The sequence below is a fragment of the Lentzea sokolovensis genome, assembly GCF_033949975.1.
GTDB lineage: Bacteria > Actinomycetota > Actinomycetes > Mycobacteriales > Pseudonocardiaceae > Lentzea > Lentzea sokolovensis.
On the sequence record NZ_JAXAVU010000018.1, the window covers coordinates 187028 to 202164 of the forward strand.

The following is a 15137-nucleotide window of genomic DNA, read 5'->3' on the forward strand; positions in this document are numbered from 1 at the left end:
CCTACCCCGTGCGAGGCTCAGCTTCCCGGAGTGTGAACGAGAGTGAGGGAATCTGTGCGTGGCGCTGCCTTGGCCCTACTGGCAGTGAGCGTGCTGACGGCGTGCAGCGCGGGTCCCTCCAGCCGGCCGGTGATCGCGGTCAAGGGCGAGGAGAACCAGCCCGTCGACCAGAGCGCGCTCGCCGGGCCGCAGCCCGTGCCCCCGCTCGGCGAGTACAAGAAGGACTCGCTGCAGTGGGCGCCGTGCAACGAGCAGATGAAAGACCGCTTCGGCGCGGACGCTCCCCAAGGCGAGCAGGCCTACGAATGCGCGCGCATGCCCGCGGTGCTCGACCCGCCGGGACGCCCCGGCCGCGGTCAGCTCGGCATCGCGCTGACGCGCGTCGGCACGGGCAAGAGCGCGCTGGTCGTCGTCAACGATCCCGGCGGTGAGCCCGGCACGCTGAAGGCCGCGCGGCTCGCGGCGGCGTTGCCCAAGGACATCCTCAGCACGTACACGATCATCGGCGTGGACCGGCGAGGCACGGGCCGTTCGGACGGCATGTCGTGCGTACCGCAGGCCACGCGCGCCCAGCTCGTCGAGTACGACCCGGCCGAGACCGAGCAGTCGAACCTCGTGGTCGCCGCGGGCGAGGCCTCGCAGGAGTGCGTCCTCGACCTGGAAGGCAGGCTGACCGCGTTCGACTCGTGGCGCGCCGCCGCCGACCTCGAACGCCTCCGCGACTTCCTGGGCACCGACCGCCTCAACGCCATCGGCCTAGGCGAGGGCTCGCGTGTCATCACGACCTACGCCCAGCGCTACCCGAACCGCATCGGCCGCACCGTCCTCGACGGCGCCCCGGACCCGACGCTCGACCAGGTGGGCGTCCTCGAGTCCCGTGCCGTCGCGGCCGAGGCGACGTTCGACGCGTTCGCCCGCGACTGCAAGACCCGCGGCTGCGCGCTCGCGAACCCGCGCGAGGACGTGCAGGCGCTCCTGACCCAGCTGCGTTCCGGACGCGTGCGCGGCGACTACGTCGACCTGACCCCGGGCTCGGCCCTGAACGCGATCGCCGCGGGCCTGGCCGATCGCGGGCGGTGGCCTGCTCTGGCCGACGCGCTGGTGAAGGCCCGCGCCGGCGACAGCACTGGCCTGTTCGCCCTGCTCGACCCGCTGGTGAACGACCTGGACGAGAACCCGCCGCGCTTCGACGCGGGCCTGATCATCGGCTGCAACGACACCGCCACGCGCATCCCGCCGGACCGCGTGAAGGCCCTCACGGCCGACTGGCAGTCGAAGCACGCGATGTTCGGCGCCCTGTTCGCCCGCCAGCTGCTGCACTGCAACCCGTTCCCGCCGCCCAAGGCCGAGAAGGTCGACGCCCTGAAGAGCGCGCCCCCGATCGTGGTCCTGAGCACGGCCAACGACCTCTCCACGCCCGCGCCGGGCACCGAGCACGCGGCGCAGCGGTTGCCCGGGTCGTCGTTGATCGGGTGGCAGGGCAGCGGACATGGCGCTCTGACCCTGTCGGGGTGCGCGACCACGGCCGTCCGGGACTACCTGATCGATGCGAAGGTGCCGTCGAACGGGACCGTCTGTCCGCCCTGATCGGGTGTCAGTCCTCGTCCACGACCAGTGTGATGAGAACTCCGAGGCCCCAGTACTGGATGGCGTGTGAAGTCACCCTGCCTCGCCCGATCGCCTGCGCGATGGCCGGGTGAGTTCTCGCGAGTGACGCGGGATCGAGGTCGATGACGCCCGGAGCTCCGGGCGTTCCGTTGAAGTCGTGAGTGTTCCAGTGAACGATCTTCTGAGTCATGCGGTCCCCATCGGCGGACCCGTGCCTCGGGTTACCCCGGACGTGGCGCGGGGAGCCTTTCGCGTGACCACGACGCGCTGAAGGCTCCCCCGCCCGAATCTTGTGTCAGCAGCTCGAACAGCAGCCGCAGCCGGGACCCGTGCACCCGGAACAGCACCCACACGTACCCATCAGGGCCTCCCCGTACTCCAAGCCGGACCTGCGCGGGACCTCCGCGCATCCCACGGTCCGCCCCGGTACAAGTCCTGGGAACCCCTCTCACCCGAACGCGTGGGGACAACCACCGGGGAGTCGCAGCCCGTGATGGCGCTATGCGCCCAGGTCGTCCAGAGCCTTCTGGGCTGCCTCCAGTTCGGCGCGCAGTTGCTCCACGCGGGCGAGCTGCTGAGCACGCGCCGCGTTCAGCACGCCCTCGACGATCTCGGCGACCTCGGGCGTGAGCAGCTTCGCGGCCTGGGCCACGGAGGCGGGCGGTACCGGCGTCGGACGGACCGTCTTGCGGGTGCCCTGCAGCACCTCCACGGTCCACTCGCCCTCGCCCACCGACACCAGCGTGACGGTGACCTCGGGGACGGCGTTCTTCGCGGACGGCTTGCGCGCGGCAGGCTTCGCGGGCGCCTGCTCGACGGGAGCGGGTGCGGGTTTCGGCTTGGGGGCCGCGGGTTTCACCGGCGCCTCCGGGACGTAGGGGTGAATGATCTCAGTGTGGCGTGGCGGCTCCGGAGGCGCAGGGGGCGGGGTCGCCGGCTTCTTGCGCGGCGGCGGCTTCTCCAGCGTCAGCTCGGCCGGGGAGAACGACATCTCGTCCTTCGAACCCGTGGGCCGGACCTGGATGAAGTCGCCCTCCGGAGGATCGGTGACGGCCAGCAGCTTCGCCGACCTGCCCTCCTCCATGCCCACCGCGGCCGCCGTGAACCACACCATCGGCACGGTGCCTTCGTTCAACTGCGAGCGCAGGCTGTCGACGTCCTCCGCCGACAGCCCGCTCTTCTTCGCCATCGCGCTGCCTCCCCAACCATTCGAACACCTGTGCCCAAAGCATGCCCTACACCCCTGACATTTCTGAGCACCGGGTCGGCAGCAAGATCGTTAAGGGTTTCCGCCGACTCCGCAGATACGACCGGCGTTGATGCAGTTGGAGACACGCCGTTGCAGTTCAACGGGATCCCACACGTTCATGAAGTCGCCGTGGAACGTGTAGCCGGGCGCGCTCGTGACGTTCGCACCGTTGAGCGTGCCTCCCAACGACAACCCGGCACCGTTCACCGGATAGGTGATCAGGAACTCCAGCCGCGGCACCACCACCGGGTGCGAGGCCGGGCAGACCAGCCCGGCCGCGAACGCCATGTGGTCTCGGTGGTTCGCCGAGTCGAGGTCGCGGCCGTTCCAGCACGTCGGGAAGTCCAGGTAGGTCTCCACCTTCGTGCCGGGCGGGCAGTTCAGGAAGTCGCGGTTCGACGGCGACTGCGTGGTGCACGACCACCGCGCCGCCGGGTTCTCGGTGGGCGAGGCGGCCTTCGCGTTGCCCACCACGTACCGCAGCCCCTGGGGAGGCGCGACCGCCCGCGTGTGGTCGTGAATGCCCTGGTAGTAGATGGTCACGCTCTCGGGCGCGACCGGCTGACCGTTCTTGTACAGCGTCGGCACCCAGTACGCCGACTTGTCCGAGATCGGGTCGCAGTTCGTCGTCCCCGCACGCAACGACGTCAGCGTCGAGAACGCGTCCGTCGTCCGGTTGCCGAAGAACTCGTGCATGTGTGAGACGCCGGACTGGTTCTGGAACACGATCGGGTCATCTTGACGACGATGGCTCGACGCGCAGGTCACCCGGAACTCGGACCCGGCCACCGCCTGCTGCTGCACCATCGCCCGCGCCTGCTCGGCGCTGTACAGGTAGCCGTGCCCCGCGTGGGAGACCGGTTGCCCCACCACGAAGCCCGCCGCCACGACCGCCATCGCCACCGCCGCGACGCCGATCGCTCCTCGAATCCGCACGTGCATGGAATCTCCTCTCGCACCACAGTGTGTGAGAGCGCTCTCATGACGAGACGGTAAACCCAGATGCCTCTACATGTCCACGTGAGGCTTGCTCAGGCTTCGTCGCCCTCACCGGCGCGCAACCGGTACTCACATCCGTACTCGACCGCGTACTCGAGGTCGTAGACGTGCACGATCTTGGGACCGCCGTGCAGGTGCACGTACGTCACGGTCTGCTTCGGGTCCTCCGGCGTGGACGGCAGCGAGTCGACCCTGCCGTCGAGGGGACCGCCGACGTACCGCACGACATAAGGCTGGGACATCACGACCTCCTCTCGCGTTTCGTCCATTCTACGAGGTCGCCGACTAGATCCGTTCCCAATACAGCCGGTTGGCGCACTCACGCACCGAACCACCGTGCGGCGAGTTCGTCGAACGAATCCCCCTCGGGCATCTCACGCATGTACCAGGGCATGTTGGAGTAGACGTGCAACAGCGCGTAAGCCATCACGCGCCGCGGCTCCGGCACACGCCCGTACGCGTCCACCAACGCCTTCCAGCACTCCCGATCGCCCTTTGTCACGAAGATGCCAACGCTGACGAACTCGTACTCGAACGCCCCGCGCATCGCCGGCTCGAAGTCGAACAGCCCGGACAGCTTCCCGTTCCGCCGCAACAGGTGCGCGCTCATCACCTCGGTGTGCAGCAGCACCGGGCGTTCGGCGCCGAGATCCACGCCGTCGAGGAACCCCGGAATCCGCTCCAGCCACCGCTCACCGAGCCCACGCTTCCGTTGCTGCTCAACACAACCCTTGCGCTGTCCAGCAACGAACGCCGCCCAGTCCCCCGGCCCCAGCGTCGCGGGCGGCTCGACGGCGTGCAGCGCCCTGAGCATCTCCCCGACCCGCGCGCTGACCTCGACGTCCGGTACCTCGGGTTCCTCGCCGCGCAGGCGCGACATCAGCACGTAGGCCCAGTCGTCGAGCAAGCCCGTGGCGTGCAGCCGCGGCGTCGGCACGGGCAGTTTGCCGTGCAACGCCTCCATCACCGCGACCTCGGTCGGCACCTCGCCGTGGTACTCCGGTGGGAACAGCTTCAGCACCAACTCGTCGCCGATGGCGAAGACGGGCAGCGAGCCCTCCTCGAACCGCACCACGTCGCCGCGCAGACCCAGGCGGTCGCGGTACGACTCGGCGTCCCGACCGGAAGGATCGATCGTCATTCCGGCTTGCGGGCGCGGGACGGCTGCACGCGCATCGGCTCGCCCGGCATCTTCGGGTAGTCCGGCGGATAGGGCATCTCGCCGCGCGGATCGGCCGCGTACCACTCCAGCAGCGTCTCGATCCCGAACGCCTCCGAGTCCAGCGAGGCGTGGAGATCTCCCCGCTCCTCCAGGTACTTCGGCACGGTCAGCACGTCGAAGTCATCAGGGTCCACAGTGGACAATTCGTCCCACAGCACAGGTGTGGACACGGTCGCACGAGGTGTGCCGCGCACCGACCAGGCCGAGGCGATCGTGCGGTCGCGGGCGGCCTGGTTGAAGTCGATGAAGACGCGCTCACCGCGTTCTTCCTTCCACCAGGCCGAAGTCGCCAGCTTCGGTGCCCGCTTCTCCACCTCGCGCGCCAGGGCGATCACGGCGTGCCGGACGTCGATGAAATCCCACTCCGGCCGGATCCGCACGGCGACGTGGATGCCGCGGCCGCCGGAGGTCTTCGGGTAGCCGGTCAGGCCGGCGTCGGCGAGCACCTCGCGCAGCACCAGCGCGACGCGGGCCGCGTCGGAGAAGTCGGTGCCCGGCTGCGGGTCCAGGTCGATGCGCAGCTCGTCCGGGTGGTCGACGTCGGAACGCCGCACCGGCCACGGGTGGAAGTCGAACGTGCCGAGGTTCGCGGCCCAGACGATCACGGCTTCCGAGGTCGGGCAGATCTCGTCGGCCGGACGGCCGGACGGGAACTTCACCTGCACGGTCTCGACGTAGTCGGGAGCGCCCTTGGGCACGCGCTTCTGGTAGAACGCCTCGCCCTCGACGCCGTCGACGTAGCGCTTCAGGACCACCGGGCGGTCGCGCAGCACCGACAGCAGCACGGGTGCGACGGTGCGGTAGTACTCGACCACCTGCCGCTTGGTGATGCCCCGCGCGGGGAAGTACGGCTTGTCCGGGTTGGACACCCGCACCAGCTGGTCACCGACCTCGAGCTCGATCGCCTTGGAAGCCACGCCAGAACACTAAAGGCCGCGCACGAACGCCGCGAGCGCCAGCTCGAAGCTGTCGCGGTCGAGTTCTCGCGCGACGCCCGGCAGCAGGTGGGCGCGGTCGAGGTGGGGATAGCGGTCGGTGTAGTCGGCGGGGTCGGCGGAGAAGCCGCTGGAGAACGAGCTCAGCGCGGAGCCGAACACGATGTACATCAGGCCCGCGGCGATCATCGTGGCCTCGCGGCGCGACCAGCCGGCGTCGACCAACGCGCCGTGCAGCAGGTCGAGGCGTTGGAGCGACTCCTCACGACCGGCCGGGCCGTAGGCGAGGAACGGCACGATGTTCGGGTGCGACGACAAAGCCGCACGGTACGAGCGCGCGCATCGGATCAGGCCTTCGCGCCAGTCGACCTCGAAACCCGAGACGTCGACCGTCGACAGGATCGACGACGCGATGTCGTTCAGCAGCTGGTCCTTCGTGCGGACGTGCCCGTACAGCGACGCGGCCTGCACGCCCAGCTCGGCGGCGAGCTTGCGCATGGACAGGCCGTCGAGTCCGTCGCGGTCGATGATGGCCAGAGCCACCGACCTGATGCGGTCTGGGCTCAGCAGAGGGGTGCTCGGCCGGGGCATGTGAGTTAACCTAACACTGTTCGGTTAGTCGGGAGGGCCTGTGGATCTAACGCTTTCGGACGAACACCGGCAGCTCAGGGAGCTGGCCCGGCGGTTCACCGACGAACGCATCGTCCCGCACGCCACGCGCTGGGACCGCGACGAGGCGATCGACAGAGACCTGGTCCCGGCACTCGGCGAGGTCGGGTTCCTCGGGCTCGGCATCGACGAGCGCTACGGCGGCAGCGGCGGCGACAACCTCGCCTACTGCCTGGTGCTCGAAGAGATCGCCCGCGGCGACAGCGCGGTCAGGGGGATCATCTCCGTCTCGCTCGGGCTGGTCGCGAAGTCGATCGCCAAGCACGGCACGGAGGAGCAGAAACAACGCTGGCTGCCCGGCCTCACCGCGGGCACTCGACTCGGCTGCTTCGCCCTCACCGAACCCGGCACCGGCAGCGACGCGGGCAGTCTGACGACCAAAGCCACGAAGACGGAGAACGGCTACCGGATCAACGGCCGCAAGGTCTTCATCACCAACGGCACCTGGGCCGACGTCGCGCTCGTGTTCGCCCGCACCGGAGGCCCTGGCCCGAAGGGCATCAGCGCGTTCCTGGTCCCCACGGACACCGCGGGCTTCAACGCCACCGAGATCAAGGGCAAGCTCGGCATGCGAGGCCAGGCCACCGCCGAGATCACCCTCGACGACGTCGAGGTGCCCGACGACGCCCTGCTCAGCCAAGAGGGCTTCAAGCTCGCGATGGGCTCGCTCGACAAGGGCCGCATGTCCGTCGCGGCGGGCTGCGTCGGCGCCGCGCGAGGTGCCCTCGAAGCCGCGCTCAAGTACGCCCAGGAGCGCGAGCAGTTCGGCAAGCCCATCGCGGGCTTCCAGCTCGTCCAGGAACTGCTCGCGGACATGGCCGTGGAGACCGACGCCGCCCGGCTCCTGACGTGGCGCGTCGCCGACCTGGCCGACCGGGGCGAACCGTTCGGCACCGAGGCGAGCATGGCGAAGCTCTACGCCAGCGAAGCCGCGGTCAGGGTCGCCAACAACGCCATCCAGGTCTTCGGCGGCTACGGCTACATCGACGAGTACCCGGTGGGCAAGTACCTGCGGGACACCCGTGTCACCACCCTCTACGAGGGCACCAGCCAGATCCAGAAACTGCTCATCGGCCGGGCGCTGACCGGCATCAACGCGTTCGTCTGAAAGGAAAACCATGGACTTCACGCTCGACGAGGAGCAGAAGGAGATCCGCGACTGGGTGCGGACCTTCGTGCGCAAGGAGATCATCCCGCTGGAGCCCGAGGTGCTGCGCCGCGAACGCGCGGGCCAGCCGGGTCTGCCGAAGGAGGAGCTCAAGGCGCTGCAGGACAAGGCCAAGCAGGCCGGGTTCTTCGGTGTCCTCACGCCTCAGGAGTACGGCGGCATGGGCCTCGGCGCGGTGATGACCGCACTCCTCGAAGCCGAACTGGGCCGCAGCTTCGTCCCGTTCCGCTTCGGTGGGTACGCGGACAACATCCTGTTCCACGGCAACGAGGAGCAGAAGCAGCGCTACCTGCTGCCGACGATCTCCGGCGAACGCGTCTCGTGCTTCGCGATCACCGAGCCCGGCGCCGGCAGTGACGCCAAGGCCATCCGCACGTCCGCCGTCAGGGACGGCGACGAGTGGGTCATCAACGGCGAGAAGACGTTCATCACGCAGGGCAACGAGGCCGACTTCGTGATGGTGTTCGCGGTGACGGACAAGGAGAAGGGCGCCGACGGCGGCGTCACGTGCTTCCTCGTCGACCGCGACATGGGCTGGAAGTCCGAACCCATCCCGACGATGGGCCAGTGGGGTCCGGCGGCGCTGGTGTTCGACAACGTCCGCGTGCCGCACGAGAACATCCTCGGCGAGGAGGGCAAGGGCTTCCACCTCGCGATGCAGTGGATCGGCCAGGGCCGCTACCTGCTGCCCGCCCGCGCGCTCGGCAGCGTCGAGCGGCTGGTCGAGATGGCGATCGACCAGGCCAAGAACCGCGTCACGTTCGGCCAGCCCATCGCCGAGTACCAGGCCATCCAGTGGATGATCGCCGACTCCGCGGTCGAGATCGAGGCGCTGCGCTGGCTCGTGCTGCACGCCGCCTGGCTCGTCGACCAGAAGCAGGACTCGCGGCAGGCGCAGTCGATCGCGAAGCTCTACGGCGGCATCAAGGCCAACGAGATCGTCGACCGCGTCCTGCAGATCCACGGCGGCATGGGCTACACCCGTGAACTGCCGATCGAGCGCTGGTACCGCGAACTGCGGCTGCTGCGCATCTACGAGGGCACCGACGAGATCCAGCGCCGCACGATCGCCCGCAACCTGCTCAAGGGCCACGCCAACATCCGGGGCACGCTCGGCTAGCTCTATCTTGGGGTAATGCTTCAACGAGACATCCTCGGCGTCGTCGAACGACAGGTCCGCACCTGGTCGGCCGGCGACGCCGAGGTGTACGCGGCGGCGACCGGTGGCCACTCCCCCGCGTTCGCGATCCCGTTGCTGCAGCACGGCGGCCCACAGCTCGGCCTGACCGGCGCCGACATGACCCGGGTCCTGCACGCCGAACAGTCGTTGTGGCTGCACGGCAAGCTGCCAACGCAAGGCTCGACGGTCGTCACCAAGACCGTCACGAACATCTACGACAAGGGATCGGGCGCTCTCGTCGTCAGCACGTGGGAGTCCGAGTACGCGACAACGCGGTCGTCGTGCTTCATCAAGGGCGAAGGCGGTTTCGGCGGCGAGCGTGGTGAGACGCGCGAGTTCACCGTCCCCGAGAAGCGCCACGAGATCAGCTTCTTCCAGACCACGGAAGACCAGGCGCTGCGCTACCGCGAGACCGGCGACGTGAACCCGATGCATTACGACCCCGAGTTCGCGCGGCGGGCGGGGTTCGCGAAACCCGTCCTGCACGGCCTGTGCACGCTCGGAATCACCGTGAGCGGCCTGGACTTCACCGAGTTGCACGCCCGGTTCACCGCGCCCGTGACGCCCGGCGACGAGCTCCGGATCGAGCGCTGGCCGACCGGCGAGTTCCGCACGTTCGCGAAAGATCAGCAGGTTCTCGTCGGATCGGTTCGGTTTTCCGAAGTGGACGGCCGCTGAAACCTCGCACGATCGTGTCATGAGTAGTGCCCTGGCGACCGTGGACTCCGGAATCGAACCGGTGCGCGTGGCGGTGGAGTCCCGTGACCTGATCAGCGCGGCCGGCGTGACGCACCTGCTGAAGACCACACCGCGGGTGCGCGTGGTGCAAGACCGTTCGGACGCGCATGTGCTGCTGGCCCTGGTGAACGAGCTGTGCGCGCAGCAGGCCGCACGGCTGCGGGCCTGCGGTTCCGCCAGGATCGTGGTGATCGCGGCCCGCGTGCACGACCTCACACCGTCGATCGCGGCCCAGGCCGGGCTGGCGCTTCCGTTGCGGCGAGCCGACGTCAACGCCGAACGCCTCGTCAAAATGCTCGTCGGCGGCCAGGCCGTGCAGGACCGCTCCCCGGTGCTGAACGACCGCGACCTGCAACTGCTCAAGCTGCTGGCGGACGGCGCGACGATCGCGGAGGTCGCCGCGCGGCTGTTCTGCTCGGAGCGGACCGTGAAGTACGCACTGCACCAGTTGCTCGAACGGTTCGGGCTGCGCAACCGGGTGCACGCGGTGGCGTGGGCGCTGCGGTCCGGCCTCCTCTAGGCGGGAAAGACGGCGGAGAGCTGCACTCGCCTGCTGATCCCGACCTTGCGGTAGACGCGGGTCAGGTGCAGCTCGACCGCCCGTTGCGTGACGCCGAACCGCGCGGCGATCGCCCGATTCGTCTCCCCTTCCAGTGCCAGCAAGACGATTCGGGACTCGTGTGGCGTCAGCTTGTCCCACGCCGCCCCGCGTGCCGGTCGGTGCCTCGGTTCCGCCAACGCCGCCCGTGCTCGGTCCGCCAGCTCGGTGGCTCCCGCGCGTTCGGCGTCGGCCAGGGCGGGCCGTGCGGCTCCGAGAGCGAGGTGCATGCGGGCGCGCTCGCGCAGCAGCAAGACGCACGCCCAGGCCGGTGGCAACGCTCCCGTGTAACCGAGCCGCACCAACATCTCCCGCGCCTCACCCGGACGTCCGGCGTCCACACAGGACGCCACGAACGCTGCCGCACCCAACGCCACACAGCCGCGCAACGGGGACGCCTGACCGAGGTCGCGCATCAGCCGGGAGACCTCGGCGTGATCGCCGTTGGCTCGGTGCGCCCACATCTCCAGCGCCGTCAGCCAGTCCCGCTCCGCGCCGACGAGCCGAACCCGCAGTTGTGGCGCGAGGTCCAGCACCACCTGTTCGGAACCTCGTCGCAGCAAGCCAAGTCCGGCGAGAGCGAGCGACGGAACCACGAGCGGCCCGCTCTCCGGAAGATCGCGCAGCGCCTGTTCGGGATCTTCCGGCACGACCGGGTCGCCGCCGAGCAGGTCCTCGTCGCACTGCCAGTCGAGCACCACCGCGTCGAACCAGTCCCCGGCGGCGACCCGCTGCCGGGCGAGTTCGTCGGCCCGGGGCGCGATCCCGCAACGCAGGTGAAGATCCGCCATCGCCACGGCCACGTCCGCCGCGACCTCGCCGGTCAACGGTTCGCGCAGTGCCGCGCGCAGACACCTCGCTGCCTGCTCCGGTCGTCCCGCCGCCCGATGCAGTCGCGCCGCGCCGTGCAGCACCGGTGCCGTCCACCCGGCCCCCACGGGTTCCGCGCACGCCACCACGTGCTCGGCGACGACGACCGGTGAGTCACACCGCCGTTGCAGGACCTGAGCGGCCGCGAGGTGCAGGCGTTCGCGCTCCTCGGGCACCATCTCGTGCCGGATCGCATGACTCAGCGCGGGCGTCTGGACGCGCATCGGCTCGTCGACGGCCAGGCGCGCGTCGACAAGCCGTTCGAACGCGGCGAGCGTGCGGAACGACCCCATTCCGGCGACCTCGCACAGCACGTCCAGCGACGTGCTCCCGAGCACCGCAAGCGCTCGCGCGACCGCCACCGCGTCGGCGTCCAGCACCTGCCGGCCGCGGCGCACGGCTCGCAACAGCCGTGGCACTCGCAAAACAGGGAGCATGACGCGCAACGCAGAGACTGAAACGTCCGTTACAACCTCTAACACGTCACTCAGCACTCCTGGCGCGCCACCGCAGTACTCCAGGCACAACGCGGCCAGTTCCGGCGAGACGTCGATGTCGAACCGCCGCCGGATCAGTTCCGCCACGGCCTCGGCGCCGATCGGTCGCAACGGCACCCGCACGGCGTCGAAAACCGACAAATCGTCCGGATCGCAGTCACCCGCGAGCAGCACCGCGCCCCGGAAACGCGCCAGCCGGTCGGCCTCTTCCACGCTGAGCCGCTCGACGTCGTCCACCACCAGCACCGTGTGGCTGTCGACTCCGCTCAACCCCCGCAATCCGCGAACCGGCCGCAACCCGCTGCGCAACGCGATTGACGACGCAACGGACAACAATGCACTTTTGCCCATACCAGTTGCACCATGCACAACGCACGATCGGGCGCCACCGCTCAACGCGTCCGTCAACAGGGCGATCTCCCGCTCACGGCCCACGAGCAGGCCACCCGCCTGGTGCACGGCGGCGCCGACGAGGCCGGGGCGAAGTGGGGCAACCATGTCAGCCAGCAAATCGCGAGGGCCGCGGCAGGACCATGCAGAAGCACCGGCAGAACTTCCGCAGGTCTGCCCCTTCGCACAGCATCCCCGGCCGACGCGCCGGCGGAGAACGCGAAAACCATTCAACCAATCAATTGGTAATGGCAACAGGACACGATGAACCAATTCGGTTCCCATTACGTGATGTCTTAAGTACCCATGGCGAACACTTCAGGGAGTCCCGATGCGGGTCGCGTCACGCACCGTCTTCGACTTCGTCCGGCCGAACGGTTCCACCGCCCCGGTCGAGACCGAGCTGCTCTACCGGTCGGAAGACCCCTTCGCGGTCACGATGAAGTTCCGCTCCGGCGGCTCCGTCGCCACCTGGGTCATGGGCAGAGACCTGCTCGCCGAGGGCGTGAGCAGGAGAGCGGGCGATGGCGACGTGCGGTTGCGGCCGCACTCGAGCCGCGTGCTGGTGCTGGAGCTGGTCTCGGACCGGCACATGACGGTGTTCCGGGTGCCCGCGGGCACCCTGCGGAGGTTCCTCGACGCCACCTGGCGGCTCGTGCCGGCGGGGTCCGAGCGGTTCGACGCCGACGCGTTCCTGAGCACCGTCCTACGCTGACTTGATGCCCAGCGCGTCCGCCACGTCGTGCTGCAGCCTGGTCATGCCGGGCGACTCGTAGCCCTCGCACTCGGCCAGCGCGCGCACCCGGTGCCGGATCGCCGCGTCGCGGTCGTCCATGCGGTCGCAGAGCCCGGCGAGCTCCATCAGCACGGACACCCTGAGTTCCGGATCGGACAGCGCCTCCACGGCCCCGGCCAGTTGGTCCCGCGCCTCGGAAAGCCGTCCGGCGGCGGCCAGGGCATGACCGCGCGTGTGCCGGGCCATCGACACCAGGTTCGCCGCTCCCCGCCCGGTCAGTTGCTCGGCCAGCGCCACCACCCCGAGCGCCTCCGCGTGATCGCCCGCCGCGACCAGCGCGTCCGCCAGGCGCAGCACCAGCTGGGCGGCGTTCTCCAGGGCCACACCACGCTCGTTGCCGCGCAACGCGCGTTCCTCCTCGACGCACGCCCGGTGCGTCTCGACCGCCTCGGCGAAGCGACCCAGCCGTTGCAGCAGAACACCGGAGTAGGACAACGCGAGCACCACGTTCATCGGCTGACCGGCCTCCCGGAACAGTTCCGCGGCCAGCCGGGCGTGCGTCACTCCGGCCTCGTGGTCACCGAGGCGGGTCTCGACGGCCGACCGGTAGTAGTGCGCCCAGGCCGTCTCCTGCACCGAGCCGCACTCCCGCGCGACCCGCGACGCCTCCTCGTGCCACCGCAGGGCCAGCGGGATGTTGGTGTGGCGCGCGACGTAGACCCAGCAGACGAAGTTGAGCTGTTGCGCCTGCCGCTCCCGCTCGCCCAGTTCCCCCGCCGCGGCGACGCCCGCCGTGTAGATCTCCAGCCACAGCTCGCCCGTGCCGCGATGGTCGGAGTACCAGTGCATCGCCGTCGCCAGCGCCAGCACCTGCTCGTGGGCGCCGTCGGCGACGGCCTGCCGGAACGCGCCACGCCAGTTCGCCAGCTCGTCCGACAACCAGCGGCCCGCGCTGACCAGGTCCGACGCACCCTGGCCGGGCAGGAACGCCGACGCGCATCGGGTCGCGGTGGTCAGCAGCCAGTCGCGCGTGCGCAGGCGGTGCGTCTCCACGTCGGTTTCGTCGCTGTGCAGGCGTTCGCGCGCGTAGTCGCGGATCAGGTCGTGGAACGAGTAACGGCCGGGAACGTCCGGCCGGAGCAGGCTCGCGTCGACGAGCTCCTCCAGCACCGTCTCGGCGTCGTCCATCCCGGCGGCCACCGCGGCGAGCGCGACGGACGTGTCCGGGCCGGGGATCAGCGCGAGCCTGCGGAACAGCGTCGCGGTCTCGGGCGCGAGCAGCCGGTAGGACAGTTCGAACGCGGTGCGGACCTGCACGTCGCCGGTCGCGAGCACGTCGAGCCGAGCGCGTTCGTCGGAGAGCTGCTCGGCGAGGTGCCGCAACGACGACGTGGTGCGGCCCGCGATGGCGAGCGCCAGCGGAACACCGCCGCACAGCGTCGCGACCCGGTCCGCCGACTCGGGATCTGCGGCGGTCCGATCGGTACCGGCGGTCGCGGCGAGCAACGCGACGGCGCCGTCGTGCCGCAACGGGCCGAGCTCGACGCGCGAGCGGCTGTTCAGGCCTGCCAGGACGTTGCGGCTGGTCACGACCACGAGCGAACCGGGGCTGGCGGCGAGCAACGGCCGGATCTGGGCCTCGTTCGCGGCGTTGTCGAGCACGAGCAGCACGGTCCGTTCGCGCAGCATCGACCGGTAGAGGCGGAGGCCGTCGTTCGGATCGGACGGCATCTTGGCGTCCGGCACGCCGAACGCCCGCAGCAGCCGCGCGATCGCTCGTTCCGCCGACAACGGGGACGTGTCCATGCCGCGCAGGTCGAGATGCAGACAGCCGTCGGTGAACCGGCCGGCGAACCGGTGCGCCGCGTCGACCGCGAGAGAGGTCTTCCCCACGCCAGGAGGTCCGTGCACGACAACGACGTCCAGCGCGGACGACGCGGCCGCACGGCTGATGCATTCCGCCAACTGCTGCTGCTCTGCTTCACGGCCGATGAGCGGTTCCGCGGGAGGTGGCGCGCAGTCGGTGCGTTCAGGACGTGGTCGCACGGTCTCCGACGACCGTGCGAGCGCCACGAACTCCTCAGCCTCGGCACCGTCCAGGCCGAGCCCGGTCACCAGCAGGTCGACGGTCTGGGCCTGCGGGGTGTGCACGCGGCCGCGTTCGAGATCGCTCAGCGTGCGCACGCCCAGACCGGCGCGTGCGGCGAGGTTCTCCTGGGTGAGGGCCGCCCGTCGCCGGTAGAACCGCAGGAACTCGCTGAAGGTGGTCGCCCGCATC

Annotated in this window: 15 protein-coding genes; 6 read left to right on the forward strand and 9 right to left on the reverse strand. The window is 69.7% G+C overall.

All coding sequences use genetic code 11. The features are described from left to right. The first annotated feature begins 84 nt into the window (after positions 1 to 84). Positions 85 to 1587, forward strand: a complete 1503-nt coding sequence (locus SK854_RS46305) for an alpha/beta hydrolase (protein WP_319981577.1) — start codon at positions 85 to 87, stop codon at positions 1585 to 1587. 7 nt (positions 1588 to 1594) lie between these two features. On the opposite strand, the gene SK854_RS46310 is transcribed toward SK854_RS46305, so the two are convergent. The 7 genes from SK854_RS46310 to SK854_RS46340 form a co-directional block, all read right to left on the reverse strand. Beyond that, on the reverse strand, positions 1595 to 1798 hold the full coding sequence (locus SK854_RS46310; protein WP_319981578.1) for a hypothetical protein: 204 nt from the start codon (positions 1796 to 1798) through the stop codon (positions 1595 to 1597). Positions 1799 to 2107: 309 nt separating this feature from the next. Next, positions 2108 to 2797: a DUF6319 family protein gene (locus SK854_RS46315; protein ID WP_319981579.1), complete on the reverse strand. Its 690-nt coding sequence runs from the start codon at positions 2795 to 2797 to the stop codon at positions 2108 to 2110. Between the two features lie 90 nt (positions 2798 to 2887). Further along, positions 2888 to 3799 carry a DUF1996 domain-containing protein gene (locus SK854_RS46320; RefSeq protein WP_319981580.1) on the reverse strand — a complete coding sequence of 304 codons (912 nt, stop codon included), beginning with the start codon at positions 3797 to 3799 and terminating at the stop codon, positions 2888 to 2890. Positions 3800 to 3888: 89 nt separating this feature from the next. Beyond that, positions 3889 to 4098: a hypothetical protein gene (locus SK854_RS46325; RefSeq protein ID WP_093605216.1), complete on the reverse strand. Its 210-nt coding sequence runs from the start codon at positions 4096 to 4098 to the stop codon at positions 3889 to 3891. 77 nt (positions 4099 to 4175) lie between these two features. After that, positions 4176 to 4997 carry an aminoglycoside phosphotransferase family protein gene (locus tag SK854_RS46330; protein WP_319981581.1) on the reverse strand — a complete coding sequence of 274 codons (822 nt, stop codon included), beginning with the start codon at positions 4995 to 4997 and terminating at the stop codon, positions 4176 to 4178. Continuing rightward, complete coding sequence (gene ligD / locus SK854_RS46335; RefSeq protein ID WP_319981582.1) at positions 4994 to 5995, reverse strand: non-homologous end-joining DNA ligase; 1002 nt, start codon at positions 5993 to 5995, stop codon at positions 4994 to 4996. Before ligD ends, SK854_RS46330 begins: the two co-directional genes overlap by 4 nt. 9 nt (positions 5996 to 6004) lie before the next feature. Beyond that, complete coding sequence (locus tag SK854_RS46340) at positions 6005 to 6604, reverse strand: TetR/AcrR family transcriptional regulator (protein WP_093605222.1); 600 nt, start codon at positions 6602 to 6604, stop codon at positions 6005 to 6007. A gap of 40 nt (positions 6605 to 6644) precedes the next feature. On the opposite strand from SK854_RS46340, the gene SK854_RS46345 reads away from it, so the two are divergent. Genes SK854_RS46345 through SK854_RS46360 form a run of 4 tightly spaced genes read left to right on the forward strand, consistent with a single transcriptional unit; the run spans position 6645 to position 10288 of the window. Next, a complete protein-coding gene (locus SK854_RS46345; RefSeq protein ID WP_319981583.1) occupies positions 6645 to 7790 on the forward strand; it encodes an acyl-CoA dehydrogenase family protein in 1146 nt (381 codons plus the stop codon). Between the two features lie 10 nt (positions 7791 to 7800). After that, positions 7801 to 8970, forward strand: a complete 1170-nt coding sequence (locus SK854_RS46350; RefSeq protein WP_319981584.1) for an acyl-CoA dehydrogenase family protein — start codon at positions 7801 to 7803, stop codon at positions 8968 to 8970. A 15-nt stretch (positions 8971 to 8985) separates the two neighbouring features. Then, entirely contained in the window at positions 8986 to 9708 is a 723-nt protein-coding gene (locus SK854_RS46355) for a MaoC/PaaZ C-terminal domain-containing protein (RefSeq protein ID WP_319981585.1), read from the forward strand. Positions 9709 to 9727: 19 nt separating this feature from the next. Next, on the forward strand, positions 9728 to 10288 hold the full coding sequence (locus SK854_RS46360) for a helix-turn-helix transcriptional regulator (RefSeq protein WP_319981586.1): 561 nt from the start codon (positions 9728 to 9730) through the stop codon (positions 10286 to 10288). Here the strand turns inward: SK854_RS46360 and SK854_RS46365 are convergent. Continuing rightward, positions 10285 to 12003, reverse strand: coding sequence for a helix-turn-helix transcriptional regulator (locus SK854_RS46365; protein ID WP_319981587.1), 1719 nt, complete (start codon positions 12001 to 12003; stop codon positions 10285 to 10287). The genes SK854_RS46360 and SK854_RS46365 overlap by 4 nt on opposite strands. Positions 12004 to 12454: 451 nt before the next feature. On the opposite strand from SK854_RS46365, the gene SK854_RS46370 reads away from it, so the two are divergent. Beyond that, positions 12455 to 12838, forward strand: a complete 384-nt coding sequence (locus tag SK854_RS46370; protein WP_319981588.1) for an SsgA family sporulation/cell division regulator — start codon at positions 12455 to 12457, stop codon at positions 12836 to 12838. Here the strand turns inward: SK854_RS46370 and SK854_RS46375 are convergent. After that, positions 12830 to 15136: an ATP-binding protein gene (locus SK854_RS46375; protein WP_319981589.1), complete on the reverse strand. Its 2307-nt coding sequence runs from the start codon at positions 15134 to 15136 to the stop codon at positions 12830 to 12832. The genes SK854_RS46370 and SK854_RS46375 overlap by 9 nt on opposite strands. Between the last annotated feature and the right edge of the window lies 1 nt (position 15137).